The following is a 20,579-nucleotide window of genomic DNA, read 5'->3' on the forward strand; positions in this document are numbered from 1 at the left end:
GAAGAACTGAGGAGTGGAGCGACGTGCGGGTACAGGCACAGGTGGAAGGCCGGGACCGGCCGGTCCGGGAGGCCCCGGAACCGCGACGGGGACGGCCGCGCAGCGCGGCGGCCGAACGGGCGATCCTGGATGCCGTCGTCGGGCTGCTGGAGTCCGGGGAGCCCCTGGCGGGTCTGTCCATCGAGCGGATAGCCCGGACCGCGGGAGTCGGCAAGGCGACCATCTACCGGCGGTGGAGCGGCAAGGAGGAGCTCTTCGTCGACGTCCTGAGGGACATGGAGCCGCCGGAGCCCGCCGTCTCCGGCACCGCCGGTCTCGACGACCTGCGGCTGCTGCTGGAGTCGCTGCGCAGGCGCGGCCTGGCCCAGCGCTCCTCGGTCCTGCTGTACAACGTGTTCGCCCAGATGAAGAGCCACCCCAAGCTGTGGGCGGAGTACCACCGCAATGTCATCGCGCCCCGCCGCGTCGCCATGCTGGGTGCCGTGCAGCGCGCGGTCGACGCCGGGGAGCTCCGCGCGGACCTGGACGTGGGGCTCATGGACGACCTGTTCCTGGGGCCCATGCTCGTACGCACCATCCACCGGCCCGACGCGCCGTTGCCCGAGGACCTCGCCGACCGCATCGTCCAGGTCCTGGTCGAGGGCCTGGCGCCCCGCCCGGCCGCCGGCGCCTGACACACCCGGGCACCCGGCACTCCCGCACGCCCGACCGCTGCGGAACCGGACCCGCCCGAGTGTGATCGTTCTGTCACAAGCCCCGGCGGACCCCGAACGGCCGGAACCCGCCGGACCTCGCCATTCGTCCTTGTGGCAGTACGGCCGTCGTCGACGGCAGGAAACCCGCCGCCCATCGCCTAGGGTCGTGGACGCGGCGAAATGCACGGCAAGGCAGTGAGGACAGCGCGATGGTGCAGGCGTACGGAGCGGACACCGGGAACGACCGTGCGGAACCGGAGCGCGCCGGAACGGGATCCCGGCTCCGGGACGTGCGCGACAGATGGACCCGGGACCCGGGCATCTGGCGGCGCGGCATCGTCCTCGCCCTCTGCTCGGTCCTGCTCACCTTCGTGATGGCCTTCCACGCCGAGATCCCGAACACCATCGGCAACCTGGGCAGCCTCTCCGAGACGTTCCTGCCGTGGTTCGGGTTGTTCGTCCCGCTGCTGCTGGTCCTCGGCCTGGTGCGCCGCTCGGCGACCGCGCTGATCGCCCTGCTGCTGCCGGCCGTGGTCTGGTTCAACATCTTCGGCGGCCTGCTCACCGACAAGTCCGGCAGCGGCGGCGATCTCACCGTGGCCACCCACAACGTCAACGCCGACAACCCCGACCCCGCGGGCACCGCCCGGCAGGTCGCGGCCTCCGGCGCCGACGTCATCGCCCTGCAGGAGCTGCCGAGCGGCAAGGTGGCGACGTACGAGGCGGCCCTCGCCGACCGCTACCGGTACCACTCGGTGCAGGGCACCGTCGGCCTGTGGAGCAAGTACCCGCTGAGCGGCACCCGGCCGGTCGACATCAAGATGGGCTGGACCCGGGCGATGCGCTCCACGGTGACGACCCCGAAGGGCGAGGTCGCCGTCTACGTGGCCCATCTGCCGTCCGTACGGGTCAAGCTGCACGCCGGATTCACCGCCAACCAGCGCGACGACAGCGCGGACGCCCTGGGCGAGGCCATCGCCGACGAACGGCTCGGCAAGGTCATCCTGCTCGGCGACCTCAACGGCACGATGAACGACCGTGCGCTGAACGGGGTCACCTCCCAGCTGCGCTCCACCCAGGGCGCGGCCGGCGACGGCTTCGGCTTCAGCTGGCCGGCCTCGTTCCCGATGGCGCGGATCGACCAGATCCTGGTGAAGGACGTCGAGCCGATGTCCTCGTGGACGCTCCCGGCGACGGAGAGTGATCATCTGCCGCTCGTGGCCCGCGTGGAGCTGTGACGCGCTGAGCCGTTCGGGACCAGCTGGACCCGGGAACGCCATCCGGGGCGTCGAGGGTGGTGGCCCGCGCGGCCGTGCGGCCCGCCCCGGACGGCCCCCCGGTGGACGCGCGCCGGGACGCGACGGGGCGGTGGCCGGTTCCGCCCGGTCACCGCCCCGTCGCCCCGCTCAGCCCGATTCGCGCCACCGGTTGGTGATCGGCAGCCGCCGGTCCTTGCCGAAGCCCTTCGGGGAGATCTTCGTGCCCGGCGGGTACTGCCGCCGCTTGTACTCCGCCGTGTCCACCATCCGCAGCGTCCTCGCCACCAGCGCCGCGTCGAACCCGGCCGAGACGATCTCGTCCAGCCCCTGGTCCCGGTCGACGTACAGCTCCAGGATCCGGTCCAGTACGTCGTAGTCGGGCAGCGAGTCCGTGTCGACCTGCCCCGGGCGCAGCTCGGCGCTGGGCGGCTTGGTGATGGACGCCTCCGGGATCGGCGGGATCTGCCCGCGCTCCTCGGCGGCCCGGTTGCGCCACTTCGCCAGGCGGAAGACCGACGTCTTGTAGACGTCCTTGATCGGGCCGTACGCCCCGACCGCGTCGCCGTACAGCGTCGAGTAGCCGACCGCCAGCTCGGACTTGTTGCCCGGCGCGAGGACGATCTGGCCCTCCTGGTTGGAGACGGCCATCAGCGTCGTGCCGCGCAGCCGCGCCTGGAGGTTCTCCTCGGCGAGACCGGTAAGCCCCAGCGAGCCCATGTACGCGTCGAACATCGGCTCGATCGGCACGGTGCGGAAGTTCAGCCCGGTACGGCGGGCCAGTTCGGCCGCGTCGCCCTTGGAGTGGTCCGAGGAGTACTTCGAGGGCATCGAGATGCCGTACACGTTCTGCGCACCCAGCGCGTCGCAGGCGATCGCCGCGACCAGCGCCGAGTCGATCCCGCCGGAGAGCCCGATCAGCACACTGCTGAAGCCGTTCTTGGCGGCGTACGCCCGCAGGCCCACGACCAGTGCCGAGTACAGCTCCTCGTCGTCGTCCAACCGCTCCGCGTACCCGCCGGTCAGCTCCGCCGGGTACGCCGGGAGAGGCTCCTCGGAGAGCACCACGTGGTCGATCCGCAGCCCGTCGTTGACGACCCCGGACGGCGGCTGAGGGGCGGCGGCCGGCAGCTCCAGGTCGAGTACGACGCTGCCCTCGGCGAACTGCGGGGCACGGGCGATCACTTCGCCGTCCCGGTCGACCACGATCGAGTCGCCGTCGAAGACCAGCTCGTCCTGGCCGCCGATCATCGCCAGGTACGCGGTGGTGCAGCCCGCCTCCTGGGCCCGCTTGCGGACCAGTTCCAGCCGGGTGTCGTCCTTGTCCCGCTCGTACGGCGAGGCGTTGACCGACAGCAGCAGTCCGGCGCCGGCGGCCCGCGCGGCCGGCACCCGGCCGCCGTCCTGCCAGAGGTCCTCGCAGATCGCGAGCGCCACGTCCACGCCGTGGACCCGCACGACCGGCATCGAGTCGCCCGGCACGAAGTACCGGAACTCGTCGAAGACGCCGTAGTTGGGCAGGTGGTGCTTGGCGAAGGTCAGCGCGACCTGCCCGCGGTGCAGCACCGCGGCCGCGTTCTGCGGGGAGCCGGCCGGCTGGCCGTAGCGGGGCTGGGCCGTCTCGGAGCGGTCGAGGTAGCCGACCACGACCGGCAGTTCCCCGAAGCCCTCCGCGTCGAGCCGGGCGGCGAGCGCGCGCAGCGCCTGCCGCGAGGCCTCGACGAAGGAGGGGCGCAGGGCCAGGTCCTCGACGGGGTAGCCGGTCAGCACCATCTCCGGGAACGCCACCAGATGGGCGCCCTGTTCGGCGGAGTGGCGGGTCCAGTGGACGATCGCCTCGGAGTTGCCGGAGAGATCACCGACGGTCGAGTCGATCTGATTCAGTGCGAGACGTAGTTGAGGCACGCGCATCAGTGTAATCGTCTGACTGACACAATGTCCCGGCAGGCCGCGGGATCACGGCCGCGGCCCGCCGGAACAAGGCCGGGAAGGGGTCAGCGGCGGTAGCCGAGGACCGTCATCATGCCCACGTCCGAGTGGTAGATGTTGTGGCAGTGGAGCATCCACAGCCCCGGGTTGTTCGCGTCGAACTCGACGGCCAGGGAGCTGTTCGGCCGGATGATCGCGGTGTCCTTGCGCGCCCAGTCGGCCCGGCCCCGCCGGGTGGCCCGGTGGTCCGGCCCGGCCGGCCCCACCAGGCCGAACGAGTGCCCGTGCAGATGGATGGGGTGCCACATCTCCGTGACGTTGAAGAACTCCATCCTGACCCGCTCGCCCGCCCGCACCGGATGGCGCTGGCGGGGGTTGTACGGCTCGTGGTCGAAGGCCCAGTCGTACTTCTTCATGCTGCCGGTCATCCTGAACCGGAGGGTCCGGTCGGGCTTGCGCGAGGACAGCTCCACGGAGCCGTCCGGCATCAGCTCGTACGCCTCCACCAGCTCGCCGTACAGCTCCTCGGGCCGCACGGAGGCGGTGGGCGCGGCCCCCGTGCCGGTACGGAGCAGGGCCAGCGCCGAGGCTTTCTTGCCCTCCGCGAGCGCGGTCAGCGGGAACACCCCGTCGCCCGCGGTGACCAGGACGTCGTACCGCTCGCCCATGCCCAGCAGCAGGGCGTCCGTCGTCCGGTGCCGGACCGGGTAGCCGTCGGTGTGGGTGATCGTCATCCGGTGGCCGCCGAGCGCCACCCGGAAGGCCGTGTCACCGCCCGCGTTGATGATGCGCAGCCGGATCCGGTCGCCCGGCTTGGCGGCGAAGGACGTGGGGGACTTCGGGGTGCGGCCGTTGATCAGGTAGTACGGGTAGGCGACGTCGCCCCCGTGGCTGCCGAGCAGCTCGCTGAAGGAGTCCTTGGCCATCCGCGAGGGTCCGGTGCGGCCCTTGGCGGGCTTGGCGGGGGCGCCGTGCGCGCCGCTGCCGTGGTTCATGCCGCCCCGGCCCCCGCTGAGCTCGTACATCACCGAGTCCGGCGTCGAGCCGTCCACCCCGTCGACCCAGTCGTCCAGGACGACGACCCACTCCTTGTCGTACTTGAGCGGCTCCTTGGGGTCCTCGACGATCAGCGGCGCGTACAGCCCGCGGTCCTGCTGGACGCCCGTGTGCGGGTGGAACCAGTACGTCCCCGCGTGCGGCACGGTGAACCGGTAGGCGTATTCCGCACCGGGCTTGATGGGTGCCTGGGTCAGGTCGGGCACGCCGTCCATGTCGTTGCGCACATTGAGCCCATGCCAGTGCAGAGACGTTTCCGCGGGCAGGTGGTTGGCGAGGGTGAGGGCCAGGGTGTCACCCGTCGTGACCCGGAGCTCCTTGCCGGGCAGCCGGGCGTCGTACGCCCAGGAGCCGACGGTGAGCCCGCCGCCCAGATCGAGCCGGGACGGAGTGGCGACCAGGTCGATCTTCCGTACGGGGCCGGAGCCCCGCTCGGCCTCGGCCGCCGCGACCTCCTTCCCGTCGGGGGAGACGTACTCGCCATCGGACTTCCTGCCGGGGGAGACCCCGTGGTTCGCGCTGCCGTGGTTCGTGTCACCGGCGTTCGCGCCGCCGCGGCCCGGGTCGGATTCGTCGGAGCAGGCGGCCAGTACCGCCGAACCGGCGACGGCGACAGCGGCGCCGAGCACGGCGCGTCGGGTGGGTGGAGTGCGCATGACGGAGTGCACCTCGGGGTGTTGTCGGTATTTCGGTCTGCTGGGGAGGGGGAGGCGCGCCCCCTCTATATGCGCAGCACCGACAACGGGGCGGAACGGGCGGCACCGGGCCGGGGACCCGGCCCCGGCAGTGGCGCGCCCCGGTCCGCGACGCCCCTGAGAAGGTGGAGGATCCCGATGAGAAGCGACATGAACAGCAACAACTGTCCGTATGTCGCATATCCACTCAGGGTCATGTCGAGCACACTACCCCCGCCGGGTATCCGACGCGCGCGGAGGCGTTTCGCCACAGCGGCAGGGGCTCCGGCGGGGGAGGGTGGCGCGATGGCCCGGCACCCCTGGCAGGGGTACCGGGCCATCGACAGCGGACTGCGGAACCGGGTGCGCGCGGCCGGTCAGCCGCGCGCGTAGACCTTCTCCGCCCAGCCGGCGATCTGCTCCTCGGTGAGGTGCTGCGCCAGGTCGGCTTCGCTGATCATGCCGATCAGCTTCTTGTTCTCGACCACCGGAAGCCGACGGATCCGATGCGTCTGCATCTCCTCCAGAACCATCTCCACACCCGCCTCCGAATCGATCCAGCGAGGGGTGCCCTGGGCGAGGTCGCCCGCCGTCATCCTCGACGGATCGTGGCCCATGGCCACGCAGCCGACCACGATGTCCCGGTCCGTGAGAATGCCGATCATCCGGTCCTGCGCGCCCTTGGCCGAGATGGGCAGCGCGCCGACCTTGTGGTCGCGCATCAGCTGCGCGGCCCGGTCGAGCGTCTCGTGCGCGGGGATCCACGTGGCCCCGGTGTGCATGATGTCCTTGGCAGTGGTCATGAGGGATTCCTCCTGCGTGCCGATGGGCATTGCTGTACGCCCCCGAGCGAACCCATCGTCATGGGCCCGTTCGGGGGACGCGACCGCTATCACCCGTTCGGGTGCACCTGCGGCTCGGAGGGAATCTTCAGGACCGGGGACCGGCGCCTCGCGCCGCCAGCATTCCGGTCATCGCGTCCAGCTCCGACTGCTGGGCCTCGACCATTCCCCGGGCGAGCCGCTTCTCCGCCGGCACCGTGCACAGCCCGGCGCAGCCGCGGGCCATGCCGATGCCGCCCTTGTGGTGTTCGGTCATCAGCCGGAGGTACAGCACCTCGGCCGCCCTGCCGCTCGCCGAACGGAGCCGGTCCAGCTCGGTCCTGGTGGCCATGCCGGGCATGAGGGAGCCGTCATGGGCCCGGTAGCCGGTTCCCATGCCCTCCATCCCGTCCATGCCCTTTGCCGAGTGCCCTTCGTGCCCGGCTGTCATCCAGCCCATCGGCTGCCCCGAGGTCGCCTTCGGCAGCTCCCACAGATCCAGCCAGCCGAGCAGCATGCCGCGCTGATTGGCCTGTGTATTGGCGATGTCGTACGCGAGCAGGCGCACCTCCTCGTCCTTCGTGCGGTCGCGGACGATGAAGGACATCTCCACGGCCTGCTGGTGGTGGACCGCCATGTCGCGGGCGAACCCGGCGTCCGCCGAGTCCACCGCGGGCGTGTGCGGCGCGGGCGCGGCGCGGTCCGCCCCGCTCCCGTCCCCGCGCGCGGAGGCGACCGTCGCCACCCCCGCGAACAGCAGCGCGAGCACCACGGCGGAGCCGGCCACCCACTCGACGCGCCGGACAGGCTTCACCTCTCTCACGGCGCCCCCCGCCCGCCCGTGCACGTCGCACCGGGCTCGGGCGTCTGCGGCCCCTGCACGAACTGCGAGAAGAACCGGTCGACCCGCGGGTCGTCGGCGCCGTCCACCGTCACCTGCTTGCCCCAGGCGGTCAGCATGATCGCCCCGGACTGGCCCTCGTACGGGCTCATCAGCGAGTACGGCGTCCGGCCGACCCGCTCGGCGAGCTCGGCCACATCGGCCTTCGGGGCCTTGTCCGTGTACGTCACCCACACCGATCCGTGCTCCAGCGAGTGCACGGCGTTCACATCGGGGAGAGCCTTGGTGTACACCTCGCCGTCGCAATTCATCCATACGGGGTTGTGGTCACCGCCGACCGGTGGCTTCATCGGGTACGCGACGGTCCCGCTGACGTGGTTGCGGGTCAGCTTCGTCGCGTCCCACGTCCGCAGCCCCGGGATCGACCCGTCGGCAGGCTTCTTCTGCTCGGCCGAGGGCGCCTTGGCGTCCGACGCCGGGGCGGCCGGCTTCTGCTCGGACGCCTCGGACTTCTCCAGCACCATGTACGAGCCGAAACCGACCAGGCCCACGACGACGAGCACGCTCAGGCCTATGGCCAGGGCACGGTCGCGGCGCTGCCGCGCGCGGTGGGCGTCGTGCTGGGCCATGGGGGTCCTGGGGTCGAAACTCATTCGTCAGGTCCTTCTGGGAAGGGGCGGGAACGGATGGCGGGAGGCCAGGAGAACCGGCCCGCGCGGGGCGGTCGCGAAGCCGCTCCACCCCCTGCGCGCCATGGGCGCCGATCGTAGTGGGTGGCCGGGTGCTCCATCTCACTTCGTGTGCGTAATCTGGGTGAAATCCCGGGTCGTGATACTGGAGCTTCTCCCCTCCCCGGGCGGTGGTGAACGGACCGTTTGAACTGCAAGGATGTGGCTATGGACAAGCAGCAGGAATTCGTCCTCAGGACGCTTGAGGAGCGCGACATCCGCTTCGTACGGCTGTGGTTCACCGATGTCCTCGGCTACCTCAAATCCGTCGCCGTCGCCCCCGCCGAGCTGGAACAGGCATTTGACGAGGGGATCGGCTTCGACGGCTCGGCCATCGAGGGCTTCGCCCGGGTGTACGAATCCGACATGATCGCCAAGCCGGACCCGGGCACGTTCCAGATCCTGCCGTGGCGGGCGGAGGCCCCCGGCACGGCCCGGATGTTCTGCGACATCCTGATGCCCGACGGCTCGCCGTCCTTCGCCGACCCGCGCTACGTCCTCAAGCGCATCCTTGCCAAGACCTCCGACCTGGGCTTCACCTTCTACACCCACCCGGAGATCGAGTTCTTCCTGTTGAAGGACAAGCCGGTCGACGGCAGCCGCCCCACCCCCGCCGACAGCTCCGGCTACTTCGACCACACCCCGCAGAACGTCGGCATGGACTTCCGCCGCCAGGCGATCACCATGCTCGAGTCCATGGGCATCTCGGTCGAGTTCAGTCACCACGAGGGCGCTCCCGGCCAGCAGGAGATCGACCTGCGGTACGCGGACGCGCTCTCCACCGCCGACAACATCATGACCTTCCGCCTGGTGATGAAGCAGGTCGCGCTGGAGCAGGGCGTGCAGGCGACGTTCATGCCGAAGCCGTTCTCCGAGTACCCCGGCTCGGGCATGCACACCCACCTCTCCCTCTTCGAGGGCGACCGCAACGCCTTCTACGAGTCGGGCGCCGAGTACCAGCTCTCCAAGGTCGGCCGCTCCTTCATCGCGGGCCTGCTCACCCACGCGGCCGAGATCTCCGCCGTCACCAACCAGTGGGTCAACTCCTACAAGCGCATCTGGGGCGGCTCCTCCCGTGCCGCGGGCGCCGGCGGCGAGGCGCCCTCGTACATCTGCTGGGGCCACAACAACCGCTCCGCGCTGATCCGCGTCCCGATGTACAAGCCCGGCAAGACCGGCTCCGCCCGCGTGGAGGTCCGCTCCATCGACTCCGGCGCCAACCCCTACCTGACGTACGCGGTGCTCCTCGCCGCAGGCCTCAAGGGCATAGAGGAGGGCTACGAACTCCCGGCCGGCGCCGACGACGACGTCTGGGCGCTGTCCGACGCGGAGCGCCGCGCGATGGGCATCGAGCCGCTGCCGCAGAACCTGGGCGAGGCGATCGCGCTGATGGAGAAGAGCGAACTGGTCGCCGAGACGCTCGGTGAGCACGTCTTCGACTTCTTCCTGCGCAACAAGAAGCAGGAGTGGGAGGAGTACCGCTCCGAGGTCACCGCCTTCGAGCTGAAGGCGCTGCTGCCGGTGCTGTAGCCACTTCGCGACCACACGACCACGGTCCGGGCCGGAGGCGGAATGCCTCCGGCCCGGAGTGCGTCCGGCCGCCGTGCGGTGTCGAACCGAGTGCCGAACAGGCCGCGGAACGAAGCCAGTTGGGGGACTGGTAGGAAAGTTTACTGTTCGCTAGCATTCCCGGCGGTGGCCTGGCGCGGTGTCCGTCGTGCGGGCATGACGCGCTCAGTGAGAGCTCTGGCCCGGCCACCAAGTCCCCGCCACCTGCCTGTACTCGGGGGTGCGGGGTCACATGTACCGATGCACAGCTCTCGCCACCCCCACAAGGCCAGGAGTCCAGGGATGCATCCGAACGGCTCAGCTTTGCTCCTCACGCCCACGCGGCGCCGTACGGTGGGCGTGGTCGTCGCCGCCGTACTGGTCCTCATCGGCGGCCTGTTGCTCGCCTACCCCGAACGGGCCGCCGCCGCCGACCCCCTCATCTCGCGCGGCAGGGCCGCCACCTCCTCCTCCGACGAAGGCTCCGGCCTCGGACCGCAGAACGCCTTCGACGGCGACCCGGCCACCCGCTGGGCGAGCGCCGAGGGCAAGGACCCGCAGTGGCTGAGCGTCGACCTCGGCGCCCGTGCCGAGGTCACACGGGTCAAGCTGAGCTGGGAGGACGCGTACGCCAAGGCGTACCGGATCGAGATCTCCGCCGACGGCACCAACTGGACCCGGCTCGCCGAGGAGACGGCCGGGAACGGCGGCACCGACGACTGGGCCTCCCTCTCCGGCAAGGGCCGCCACCTGCGCGTGTACGGCACCGCGCGCGGCACCGCCTACGGCTACTCGCTCCACGAGGTGGAGGTGTACGGCACCCCAGGCAGCGAGCCCCCGCAGACCGGCGCGTTCACCGTGGTCGCCGCCGGTGACATCGCCGCCCAGTGCACCGCCTCCGACAGCGACTGCGCCCACCCCAGGACCGCGACGCTGGCCCAGAAGATCAACCCGAAGTTCTATCTGACAATGGGCGACAACCAGTACGACGACGCCCGGATCGCCGACTTCCGCGCCTACTACGACAAGACCTGGGGCGCCTTCAAGGACAAGACGCGTCCGGTGCCCGGCAACCACGAGACGTACGACCCGGCCGGGGCGCTGGCGGGCTACAAGGCGTACTTCGGCGCCATCGCCTACCCCCAGGGCAAGACCTACTACAGCTACGACGAGGGCAACTGGCACTTCATCGCCCTCGACTCCAACTCCTTCGACAAGAGCGCGCAGACCGACTGGCTCAAGGCCGACCTCGCCAAGAACAGCAAGGCGTGCATCGCCGCCTACTGGCACCACCCGCTGTACTCCTCGGGCGGGCACGGCAACGACCCGGTCAGCAGGCCCATCTGGAAGATCCTCTACGGGGCCAAGGCCGACCTCGTGCTCAACGGGCACGACCACCACTACGAGCGGTTCGCCCCGCAGAACCCCGACGGGAAGGCCGTCGCCGACGGGATCACCGAGATCGTCGGCGGGATGGGCGGCGCCGAGCCCTACCCCATCGAGGAGGTCCAGCCCAACAGTCAGAAGCGGATCAGCGGTGAATACGGCGTCCTGAAGATGGACTTCACCGACTCCGGCTACAGCTGGAACTACGTCGGCACCGACGGTGAGACCAAGGACACCAGCCCGAAGTACACCTGCCACTGATGTACCTGGCGACCACAGGCCGCCGGGACACGCCGGCCCCGCCCCGCACCGGCGGGGCGGGCCGGCGGGTCCCCGGCACCGTCCTCGCACTCGGCACGGTCAGCCTCGTCACCGACATCTCCTCCGAGATGGTCACCGCGGTGCTGCCGCTCTACCTGGTCCTCGGACTCGGTCTCTCACCCCTCCAATTCGGTTTCCTGGACGGCCTGTTCAACGGCGCCGCCGCCGTCGTACGGCTGCTCGGCGGGTACGCCGCCGACCGCGGCCGCAGCCACAAACGAGTCGCCGGGCTCGGCTACGCCCTCTCCGCGCTCTCCCGGATCGGCCTGCTGCTCGCGGGCGGCGCCACCGCCGGGATCGCTGCCGCCCTCGCCACCGACCGGGTCGGCAAGGGCATCCGTACGGCACCCCGCGACGCCCTGATCACCCTCAGCAGTCCGCCCGGGGTGCTCGGCCGCTCCTTCGGAGTGCACCGGGCGATGGACACCACGGGCGCCCTGCTCGGCCCGCTCGCCGCCTTCGCCCTGCTCTGGGCGACCGCCGACGCCTACGACACGGTGTTCGTCGTCAGCTTCTGCGTCGGCCTGCTCGGGGTGCTGCTCCTCGTCCTGTACGTTCCCGGGCACGGGCCGGCCCCCGCGCCCCCGGCTCCGGCGCCCCGCAGACGCAAGCCGTTCACGGCCCTGCGCGACCCCGCCTTCCGGCGGATCCTCGCCGCGGCCTCCCTGCTCGGTGCCGCCACTGTCGGCGACGCCTTCGTCTACCTCCTGCTCCAGCGCAGGCTCGACCTCCCCGTCAGCTGGTTCCCGCTGCTGCCGCTCGGCGCCGCCGCCTGCTACCTGCTGCTGGCCGTCCCGGCGGGCCGGATCGCCGACCGGGTCGGCCGGCGGCTGCCGTTCCTGTACGGACACCTCGCCCTGCTCGGCGTGTACGCCACGCTGCTCGCCCCCGCAGGCGGACCGGCCCCGCTGCTCCTGGTGCCCGTCCTCGCGTTGCTCGGCGTCTTCTACGCCACCACCGACGGCGTGCTGATGGCCCTCGCCGGACCCGTACTGCCCGCCGACGGCCGGGCGGGCGGACTCGCCGTGCTCCAGACCGGCCAGGCGCTGGCCCGGATGCTCGCCGCGGCGGGCTTCGGCGCGGCCTGGACCCTGTGGGGGCCCGGCCCCGCGCTGTGGGCGGCGGTCTCGGTCCTGCTTCTCGCCCTCGCGGGCGGCTGGGCGCTGCTGCCGCGCGACCCGTCGGGCGCCCCCGCTCCCGAAGAGCCGGGAGCCCAGATCCCCGAAAGGCGGACCGCATGAGTGCCAGGATTCCCGGAACCGCGAACCCGCTGGGCCCCCGGGCCCGGATCGCCGTCGTGGTGGCCGCGGTGCTGCTCCTCGCGGGCGGTTCCGTCGGGTACGTGATGCACGCGCAGCAGCGGACGAAGGGGGAACGGACCGAGGCCGACGCCTCGTTCGCCCTCACCGGACCCGCGCTGTACTTCCGCGACACGGCCAGCGGACGCGTCGCCCGCCGGCCGCTGGCCGGCGCCGCTCCCCAAGTCCGTACCACGGGCGCGCGTGCCGCCCGGGCCCGTACCACCGGCGGGCCCGCCTGCGACCGGTTCTACGCCTCCGAGGAAGGCGCGCTCTGCCTGCGCGCCAGGCCCGGGGTGCTGCCCAGGACGTACGCGATCGTCCTCGACCGGCAGTTGCGCGAGAAACGCCGGATCACCGTGCCGGGCCTTCCCAACCGCGCCCGGGTCTCCGCCTCCGGACGGATGCTGTCCTGGACGGTGTTCGCGACCGGCGACTCGTACGCCACCACCGCCTTCTCCACCCGCACCGCCATCCTCGATCTGCGCACCGGCTACCTCATCAAGTCCATCGAGAACATCCAGCTCACCATCGACGGCGCCCGCTACCACGCCCCCGACGTCAACTACTGGGGCGTGACCTTCGCCCGCGACGACAACCGCTTCTACGCGACGGTCTCCACCAAGGGCCGCACCTACCTCGTCGAGGGGAACATGCGGGACTGGACGGCGAAGGCGTTGCGACAGAACGTCGAGTGCCCCTCCCTCTCGCCCGACAACACCCGGCTCGCCTTCAAGAAGAAGGTCTCCGACGACGCGGCGGCGCCCTGGCGGCTGTACGTCCTCGACCTGCGCACCATGCGCGAGACCCCGCTCGCGGAGCAGCGCAGCGTCGACGACCAGGCGGCCTGGCTGGACGACGACACGCTCGCCTACGGGCTGCCGGGCGCCTCGGGCCGGGGGAGCGACGTCTGGACCGTCCCGGCGGACGGGACGGGGACGCCCCGCGTGGCCGTGGAGGGAGGGTCGTCACCGGTGGCGGTGGGGACCGCGCGCTGAGCGCGGCGGCCGGGGCCGGGGCCCGTCCGGCGACTGGTGTAGTGTGACGCATCCCCGTACGGGGACCGACCGAGGAGGTGAGACCCATTACCGCTGTATCAGGCTGGGTGCTCGTCCCTCGTGACCGCGTGGTCGACCCGACATAGGGTCTGTGCGGCTGCGGAGCGCCCATCGGCTTCTCCGAAAGGCTCCGCTCATGTCGCTTCCCACCACACCGTTCTCCGTCTCCACCGTGGTCACCACCCTCCGCGCCGCCGGCTGCGTATTCGCCGAGGACGAGGCGGAGTTGATCGTCTCCACGGCCACCGGCCCCGCCGAGGCCGCCGCCATGGTCGAACGGCGGGTCGCCGGCCTCCCCCTGGAACACGTCCTCGGCTGGGCCGAGTTCGGCGGTCTGCGGATCGCCGTCGGCCCCGGCGTCTTCGTACCCCGCCGCCGCACCGAGTTCCTGGTCCGGCAGGCCGCCGCCCTCGCCGGGCCCGGAGCGGTCGTCGTCGACCTCTGCTGCGGATCGGGAGCCCTCGGCGCCGCGCTCGCCGCAGGACTGGGCCGGGTCGAACTGCACGCCGCGGACGTCGAACCCGCCGCCGTGCGGTACGCCCGCCGCAACATCGGCGGGGCGGGCGAGGTGTACGAGGGCGACCTCTTCGGGCCGCTGCCCGGATCGCTGCGCGGCCGGGTGGGGATCCTGCTCGCCAATGTGCCGTACGTACCCACCGACGACGTCGAGCTGCTCCCCCCGGAGGCCCGTATCCATGAGCCGCGGGTGGCGCTCGACGGCGGCCCGGACGGCCTCGACGTCCTGCGGCGGGTCACCGCCGAGGCCCCGCGATGGCTGGCACCGGGCGGGCATCTGCTGGTCGAGACGAGCGAACGGCAGGCGGCACGGGCCGAGGAGACCGTCGCCCGCAGCGGCCTTATCCCGCGCGTGGTCCGCTCCGAGGAGCTGTACGCGACCGTCGTCATCGCGACCAGACCCGGCCCGGACGCCCCCCGTGGGGGCGACACGATCAGCTGAACCGCCACCGCGTCTGGCTGAAGCGGGCGCCCTTGCCGAAGCCGAAGGCCTTGCGGGGGCGCACCTGGAACACCAGTGCCGAGTGCCCGGCGTTCACGAAGGTGCCGGCCCGGACGTCGAAGTGCCACTCCGGGCCGTACTTCGCCTCCCAGGCCGTGGCCAGCAGGCTCAGCCGGCGGTCGTCCGTCACCCGTTCCGCCCGGCCCTCGACCACCACGTCGAGCCCCTCCGACATGGTGTTGCTGCCGGTCGTCAGCACCACCTCGGGGTTGGCGGCCAGGTTCCGGGCCTTGCGCTCCTCGGCGCCGGTGGCGAAGTGCAGCGCGCTGTCCGCCCACACCCCGATCAGCGGAGTGACGTGCGGGCGGCCGTCCGGGCGGACCGTGGACAGCCAGTACAGCTCCGCCCTGGTCAGCAGGTCCCTCGCCGTCGACCACGGGCAGGCCGTCGCGTGCTTGTCGCTGTAGTCGCCGGCCAGCTCGGCGTAGGGTTCGAATCCTGACATGCGGGCCTCCCGGTCTGCTCCTGGAAGAGATCGTGCCCGCGAAGTGCGGACCGCGCACCCGCGCCGGATTTCCCGGAGCGGGGCTAGGCTCGGAACGCTGGATGGTGTGTGAGCGGCGAGCGGGAGAGCACGGAATGACGACGGTGCCGGGGCGCAGGAGCAGCACGTTCACCCGACTGCTGCGGCACGGCTTCACCGACCCCTCCGCCGCCGAGCGGCTCCTGGACCTGCCCGAGCTGTCCTCCGTACGCTCCGACCCGGTCCTGCTCGAAGCCCTCGGCGCCACCGCCGACCCCGATCTGGCCCTGCAGGGGCTCGCCCGGCTGGTGGAGGCCGAGGAGGCGGACGAGCGCCGGGTCCTGCTGGACACGCTCGTCACCGCCAAACCGCTGCGGGACCGGCTGCTCGGGGTGCTCGGTGCCTCCGAGGCGCTCGGCGACCACCTCGCCCGCCACCCCCGCGACTGGCAGGCCCTCGTCACCTACGAGGCCACCGACCTCCACCCCGGCGTGGCCGAGTTCGAGCAGGGTCTCGCCGGGGCCGACGACCCCGACTCGCTGCGCGTCGCCTACCGCCGCTGCCTGCTGGCCATAGCGGCCCGTGACGTGTGCGGTACGACGGACGTCGCCGAGGCCGCCGCCGAACTGGCCGACCTGGCCACCGCGACCCTGCGGGCGGCGCTCGCCATCGCCCGTACGGCCGCACCCGCCGACGCCGCCCGGTGCCGGCTCGCCGTCATCGCGATGGGCAAGTGCGGTGGGCACGAGCTGAACTATGTCTCCGACGTCGATGTGATCTTCGTCGCGGAACCCATCGAAGGCTTCGAGGAGAGTGCGGCCGTGCAGGCCGCCACCCGGCTGGCCGCGCACATGATGCGGATCTGCTCCGACACGACCGTCGAGGGCACCATCTGGCCCGTCGACGCCAACCTCCGTCCCGAGGGCCGCAACGGACCCCTGGTGCGCACGCTGTCCTCGCACCTCGCGTACTACCAGCGCTGGGCCAAGACCTGGGAGTTCCAGGCGCTGCTCAAGGCCCGGCCGGTGGCCGGCGACCCCGAGCTCGGCGCGGAGTACGTGGACGCCGTCTCGCCGCTCGTCTGGCAGGCCGCGGACCGCGAGAACTTCGTCCCCGACGTGCAGAAGATGCGCCGCCGCGTCGTCGACAACATCCCCGCCGACCGCATAGACCGCGAGATCAAGCTCGGCCCCGGCGGGCTGCGGGACGTCGAATTCGCCGTACAGCTCCTCCAGTTGGTGCACGGCCGCAGCGACGCCACCCTGCGCAGCGGCACCACGCTGTCGGCCCTGCGCGCACTCGCCGCGGGCGGCTACGTCGGCCGGGTGGACGCCGCGCAACTGGACGACGCCTACCGCTTCCTGCGCGCCATGGAGCACCGCATCCAGCTCTACCGGCTGCGCCGCACCCATCTCGTCCCGGAGGACGCCCCCGGCCTGCGGCGGCTCGGGCGCTCCCTCGGGATGCGCACGGATCCGATCACCGAGCTCAACCAGGCGTGGAAGCGGCACGCGTCCGTGGTGCGGCGGCTGCACGAGAAGCTGTTCTACCGGCCGCTGCTCGACGCCGTCGCCCAGCTCGCACCCGGTGAGTCCCGGCTCAGCGCGAAGGCGGCGGTGCACCGGCTCGAAGCGCTCGGCTACGCCGATCCGGCCGCCGCGCTGCGGCATCTGGAGGCGCTGTCCTCCGGGGTGTCCCGCAAGGCCGCCATCCAGCGGACCCTGCTGCCGGTGCTGCTCGGCTGGTTCGCCGACTCCGCGGACCCGGACGCCGGGCTGCTCGGCTTCCGCAAGGTGTCCGACGCCCTCGGCAAGACCCCCTGGTACCTGCGGCTGCTGCGGGACGAGGGCGCCGCCGCGGAGAACCTCGCCCGGGTCCTGTCGGCCGGCCGGCTCGCCCCCGACCTGCTGCTGCGCGCCCCCGAGGCGGTGGCGCTGCTCGGCGACCCGCAGGGGCTGAAGCCGCGTACCCGGGAGCACCTGGAGCAGGAGGTGCTGGCCGCGGTGGGGCGCGCGGACGGTGCGGAATCCGCCGTCGCCGCGGTCCGCGGGGTGCGCCGGCGCGAGCTGTTCCGGACCACGGCCGCGGACCTCATCGGCTCGTACGGTACGGAGGAGAACCCCGCCGAGGAGGATCCCGGGGCCCTGGTCGACCGGGTGGGCAGCGCGGTCACCGATCTGAACGCCGTCACGATCGCGGGCGCCCTGCGCGCCGCGGTGCGCGAGCAGTGGGGGGACACCCTCCCCACCCGGTTCGCGGTCATCGGCATGGGCCGCTTCGGCGGCCACGAGCTCGGCTACGGCTCCGACGCCGATGTGCTGTTCGTCCACTCGCCGCGCGAGGGCGTCGACGAGCAGGAGGCGGGCCGGGCCGCGAACGCGGTGGTCGCCGAGATGCGCCGGCTGCTCCAACTTCCCACTGTCGACCCGCCGTTGATCATCGATGCGGATCTGCGGCCGGAGGGCAAGAGCGGACCGCTGGTGCGTACGCTGGCGTCGTACGAGGCCTACTACCGGCGCTGGTCGCTGGTCTGGGAGAGCCAGGCGCTGCTGCGCGCCGAGCCGGTCGCGGGCGACGCCGAACTCGGCCGTGAATTCATCGAGTCGATCGATACGCTGCGCTATCCGATGGAGGGCCTGGGCGAGGACGCGGTCCGCGAGATCCGGCGTCTCAAGGCCCGGATGGAGTCCGAGCGGCTGCCGCGCGGTGCCGATCCGACGCTCCACACCAAGCTGGGGCGCGGCGGGCTGAGCGATGTCGAGTGGACGGTCCAGCTGATGCAGATGCAGCACGGCTGGGTGGAACCGGGGCTGCGGACGACCCGCACCCGCGAGGCACTGGCCGCGGCGCGTGCCGCGGAGCTGATCTCCGGCGAGGACGCGCAGACGCTGGACGAGGCGTGGGTGCTGGCGACCCGGGTGCGCAACGCGGTGATGCTGGTACGCGGCCGGCCGGGCGACACCTTCCCGTCGGGTCCGCGTGAACTGACCGCGGTCGGGCGGTACTTGGGATACGAGCCGGGTCATGTCGGGGACATGCTGGACGACTACCGGCGGATCACCCGGCGGGCGCGGGCGGTGGTGGAGGAGCGGTTCTACGGGGCGTGAGACGGGAGGCGTACCGGCGCCACCGCGCCACGCGGACACGTACCGGCGTCACGCAGGCGCAACCGCGCGTCACCGCGCCGCGCAGCCACGTACCGGCCGACCGCCCCAAGCGCCCGCGCCACCGCGCCGCGTGCCGGACCGTCACGCCTCCTTCGCGGCCTGCAGGCCGCGGCAGTGCCCGATGAACGCGCCCAGCGCCAGTTCGAACGCCGCGTCCGCCCGGCCCCTGCCCACCGTGGCCAGCGCCTGTGCGAGGTGCGGGGTCGCGGTGTCGTCGGGGAGCTCCCACATCGTCTCCGGGGCCGCCAGGTCCAGCGCCGAGCCCAGGACCAGGTTCTCCAGTGCGGTGATCACCGCCATCACCTCGGGCAACGCGAAGCCGACACCCAGCAGCAGCCGGACCGCCCGCTCGTAGTGCTCCAGGACCTTCGGGGCGCGCACCGGTGACGTCGTCAGCAGCGGGATCGCGCGGGGGTGGGCGGCGAAGGCGGAACGGTAGGAGCGGGCCCAGGCCGTCAGGGCCGCGTCCCAGGGCTCCACGTCGAGGGTCGCGGAGTCGATCGCGGCGCACACCCGCTCCCGGACGAGCTCGACGACGCCGCCCCTTCCGTCCACATGGTGGTAGAGCGACCCGGTCTGCACCCCGAGCCTCCGGGCTATCTGCGGGACGCTGAACTCGCCCTGCTCGTCGATGAGTTCGAGCGCCGTGGTGGTGATGCGCTCCCGGTCCAGCAGCGGTGTGCGCGGCCGTCCCATGCGTGGTTCTCCTGACGTGTGTCCACCGGGAGGTCTTCCCGGATACCCGTGGGTGAGGCTACATTGCGCGAAACCGAAAGCCTTTAGATTTCCGGTTGCCGGTCCCTGCCCCCCGCCAGTCGCAGAAGGGCTCCCCCTTTCACATGGATGTGCCAACCCTCAGAAAAGGCACCCTCGGCACCGCCGACATCGCCTTCTTCGTCGTCTCGGCGGCCGCCCCGCTCACGGTGATGGCCGGAGTCGCCCCGATCGCCATCCTGCTCGGCGGCATCGGTGCCCCCGTCGGCTACCTGCTGGCCGGGGTGACCCTCGCGGTCTTCGCCATCGGGTTCACCACGATGAGCCGCCATGTCCGCAGCAGCGGCGCGTTCTACGCGTACATCACCCGGGGCATGGGCCGCCCCGTCGGCATCGCCGCCGCCCTGGTCGCGATGCTCGGCTACAACGGCATGGAGATCGGCATCTACGGACTGCTCGGCTCCGCCACCGCCGACACCGCCCAGGCCCTGTGGGGCATCGACATCCCCTGGCTGCCGGTCTCCCTCGCCGGACTGCTGCTCATCTGGTACGGCGGCTTCCGCTCCATCGACTTCGGCGCCAAGGTCCTCGGGGTGCTGCTCGTCGCGGAGACGGGCATCCTCGTACTGCTCGCCGGCGGGGTGCTGCTGGGCGGCGGTGCCGACGGGATCTCGCTCGCCTCGTTCGCCCCCGGCAATGTCCTCGTACCCGGTACGGCAGCCGTGCTGGCCTGCGCGTTCGCCGCGTTCACCGGCTTCGAGTCCACGGTGATCTACCGGCGCGAGGCACGGAACCCGGACCGCACCGTCCCCCGTGCCACCTACATCGCCGTCGCGTTCCTCGGACTCTTCTACGCGTTCATCGTCTGGACCGTCATCCAGGCGTTCGGCGACGCGGACGTGGTCGAGGCCGCCGCCACCGACCCGGGCGGTCTGTTCTTCTCCGCCATCACCCACTACGTCGGCTCCTGGGCCGCGGACCTGATGCACATCCTCATCGTCACCAGCGTCCTCGCCTCGCTGCTCGCCTTCCACAACGCCATCAACCGGTACGGACTCGCGCTCTCCGAGGAAGGGGTGCTGCCCGCCGCCCTGGGCCGCGTCCACCCCCGCCACCGTTCCCCCTACGTGGCCGGGCTCGCCCAGATCGCACTCGGAGCCGTGGTCGTCATCGGCTTCGCCGCGGCCGGCGCCGATCCGTACGCGCAACTGCTGCTCTGGGTCAACACCCCGGGAATGCTCGGCCTGATGCTGCTCCAGCTGCTCGCCGCGATCGCCGTCCCGCTGTACTTCCGCCGGTTCGCGCACGGCGAGGGCAGATTCCGTACCGTCGTCGCGCCGGTCGTCGCCGCGGTGCTGCTGGCGGCCGCGATCTTCCTGGTCACCGACCATATCGAGCTGTTCTCCGGCGCCTCGACCGGCGTGAACATCGTGCTCGTCTCGCTGGTGCCCGCGGTCTTCCTGGCCGGACTCGCAATCGCCCACCGGCTGAAGCGCAACAAGCCCGAGGTGTACGCCCGGTTCGCAGCCGAGCCGCCGGCATCCTCGTCGCCGAAGACGGCGGCCACCACCGCCCCCGCCACCACCACCGTCTAAGGAGCCCCACC

16 protein-coding genes are annotated in these 20,579 nt (G+C 71.8%); 9 read left to right on the plus strand and 7 right to left on the minus strand.

All coding sequences use genetic code 11. The features are described from left to right. Positions 1-23: 23 nt before the first annotated feature. Both IE107_RS06710 and IE107_RS06715 read left to right on the plus strand, forming a co-directional pair. Positions 24-674 carry a TetR/AcrR family transcriptional regulator gene (locus IE107_RS06710; protein WP_189542016.1) on the plus strand — a complete coding sequence of 217 codons (651 nt, stop codon included), beginning with the start codon at positions 24-26 and terminating at the stop codon, positions 672-674. 230 nt (positions 675-904) lie between these two features. Further along, the gene (locus tag IE107_RS06715) at positions 905-1,933 is read left to right on the plus strand and encodes an endonuclease/exonuclease/phosphatase family protein (protein WP_189542019.1); all 1,029 of its coding nucleotides are present in this window, start codon (positions 905-907) and stop codon (positions 1,931-1,933) included. 168 nt (positions 1,934-2,101) lie between these two features. Here the strand turns inward: IE107_RS06715 and IE107_RS06720 are convergent, their stop codons facing one another. From IE107_RS06720 to IE107_RS06740, 5 genes are all read right to left on the minus strand, one after another. Continuing rightward, positions 2,102-3,856: an NAD+ synthase gene (locus IE107_RS06720; protein WP_189542022.1), complete on the minus strand. Its 1,755-nt coding sequence runs from the start codon at positions 3,854-3,856 to the stop codon at positions 2,102-2,104. 89 nt (positions 3,857-3,945) lie between these two features. Then, positions 3,946-5,592 (minus strand): multicopper oxidase family protein, encoded by a 1,647-nt coding sequence (locus IE107_RS06725; RefSeq protein ID WP_189542024.1) that lies wholly within the window; start codon positions 5,590-5,592, stop codon positions 3,946-3,948. A 395-nt stretch (positions 5,593-5,987) separates the two neighbouring features. After that, the gene (locus tag IE107_RS06730; protein WP_189542026.1) at positions 5,988-6,413 is read right to left on the minus strand and encodes a CBS domain-containing protein; all 426 of its coding nucleotides are present in this window, start codon (positions 6,411-6,413) and stop codon (positions 5,988-5,990) included. Between the two features lie 127 nt (positions 6,414-6,540). Beyond that, positions 6,541-7,254 carry a DUF305 domain-containing protein gene (locus IE107_RS06735; RefSeq protein WP_373302403.1) on the minus strand — a complete coding sequence of 238 codons (714 nt, stop codon included), beginning with the start codon at positions 7,252-7,254 and terminating at the stop codon, positions 6,541-6,543. Beyond that, positions 7,251-7,925, minus strand: a complete 675-nt coding sequence (locus IE107_RS06740; RefSeq protein WP_189542028.1) for a thioredoxin-like domain-containing protein — start codon at positions 7,923-7,925, stop codon at positions 7,251-7,253. The genes IE107_RS06735 and IE107_RS06740 overlap by 4 nt, the downstream gene beginning before the upstream one ends. A gap of 243 nt (positions 7,926-8,168) precedes the next feature. Between IE107_RS06740 and glnA2 the strand changes: the two genes are divergently transcribed. The 5 genes from glnA2 (at position 8,169) to IE107_RS06765 (ending at position 14,569) form a co-directional block, all read left to right on the plus strand. Further along, positions 8,169-9,530 carry a gamma-glutamylpolyamine synthetase GlnA2 gene (gene glnA2, locus IE107_RS06745; RefSeq protein WP_072483343.1) on the plus strand — a complete coding sequence of 454 codons (1,362 nt, stop codon included), beginning with the start codon at positions 8,169-8,171 and terminating at the stop codon, positions 9,528-9,530. 321 nt (positions 9,531-9,851) lie between these two features. Then, positions 9,852-11,195 (plus strand): discoidin domain-containing protein, encoded by a 1,344-nt coding sequence (locus IE107_RS06750; RefSeq protein WP_189542030.1) that lies wholly within the window; start codon positions 9,852-9,854, stop codon positions 11,193-11,195. Further along, positions 11,195-12,496 (plus strand): MFS transporter, encoded by a 1,302-nt coding sequence (locus tag IE107_RS06755; protein WP_189542032.1) that lies wholly within the window; start codon positions 11,195-11,197, stop codon positions 12,494-12,496. The genes IE107_RS06750 and IE107_RS06755 overlap by 1 nt, the downstream gene beginning before the upstream one ends. Continuing rightward, positions 12,493-13,551, plus strand: a complete 1,059-nt coding sequence (locus IE107_RS06760; protein ID WP_189542034.1) for a TolB-like translocation protein — start codon at positions 12,493-12,495, stop codon at positions 13,549-13,551. Before IE107_RS06755 ends, IE107_RS06760 begins: the two co-directional genes overlap by 4 nt. Before the next feature lie 196 nt (positions 13,552-13,747). Next, positions 13,748-14,569 carry a putative protein N(5)-glutamine methyltransferase gene (locus IE107_RS06765; RefSeq protein ID WP_189542036.1) on the plus strand — a complete coding sequence of 274 codons (822 nt, stop codon included), beginning with the start codon at positions 13,748-13,750 and terminating at the stop codon, positions 14,567-14,569. Here IE107_RS06765 and IE107_RS06770 read toward each other — a convergent pair. Continuing rightward, complete coding sequence (locus tag IE107_RS06770; RefSeq protein WP_189542038.1) at positions 14,562-15,074, minus strand: pyridoxamine 5'-phosphate oxidase family protein; 513 nt, start codon at positions 15,072-15,074, stop codon at positions 14,562-14,564. The two genes, IE107_RS06765 and IE107_RS06770, sit on opposite strands and share 8 nt — an antisense overlap. A 134-nt stretch (positions 15,075-15,208) precedes the next feature. Between IE107_RS06770 and IE107_RS06775 the strand changes: the two genes are divergently transcribed. Continuing rightward, on the plus strand, positions 15,209-18,199 hold the full coding sequence (locus IE107_RS06775; RefSeq protein WP_189542040.1) for a bifunctional [glutamine synthetase] adenylyltransferase/[glutamine synthetase]-adenylyl-L-tyrosine phosphorylase: 2,991 nt from the start codon (positions 15,209-15,211) through the stop codon (positions 18,197-18,199). Between the two features lie 141 nt (positions 18,200-18,340). Here the strand turns inward: IE107_RS06775 and IE107_RS06780 are convergent, their stop codons facing one another. Next, positions 18,341-18,955 carry a TetR/AcrR family transcriptional regulator C-terminal domain-containing protein gene (locus tag IE107_RS06780; RefSeq protein WP_189542042.1) on the minus strand — a complete coding sequence of 205 codons (615 nt, stop codon included), beginning with the start codon at positions 18,953-18,955 and terminating at the stop codon, positions 18,341-18,343. A 143-nt stretch (positions 18,956-19,098) separates the two neighbouring features. On the opposite strand from IE107_RS06780, the gene IE107_RS06785 reads away from it, so the two are divergent. Next, on the plus strand, positions 19,099-20,568 hold the full coding sequence (locus tag IE107_RS06785) for an APC family permease (RefSeq protein WP_189542044.1): 1,470 nt from the start codon (positions 19,099-19,101) through the stop codon (positions 20,566-20,568). Positions 20,569-20,579 lie beyond the last annotated feature (11 nt).

The organism is Streptomyces gelaticus, assembly GCF_014649535.1.
Lineage (GTDB): Bacteria > Actinomycetota > Actinomycetes > Streptomycetales > Streptomycetaceae > Streptomyces > Streptomyces gelaticus.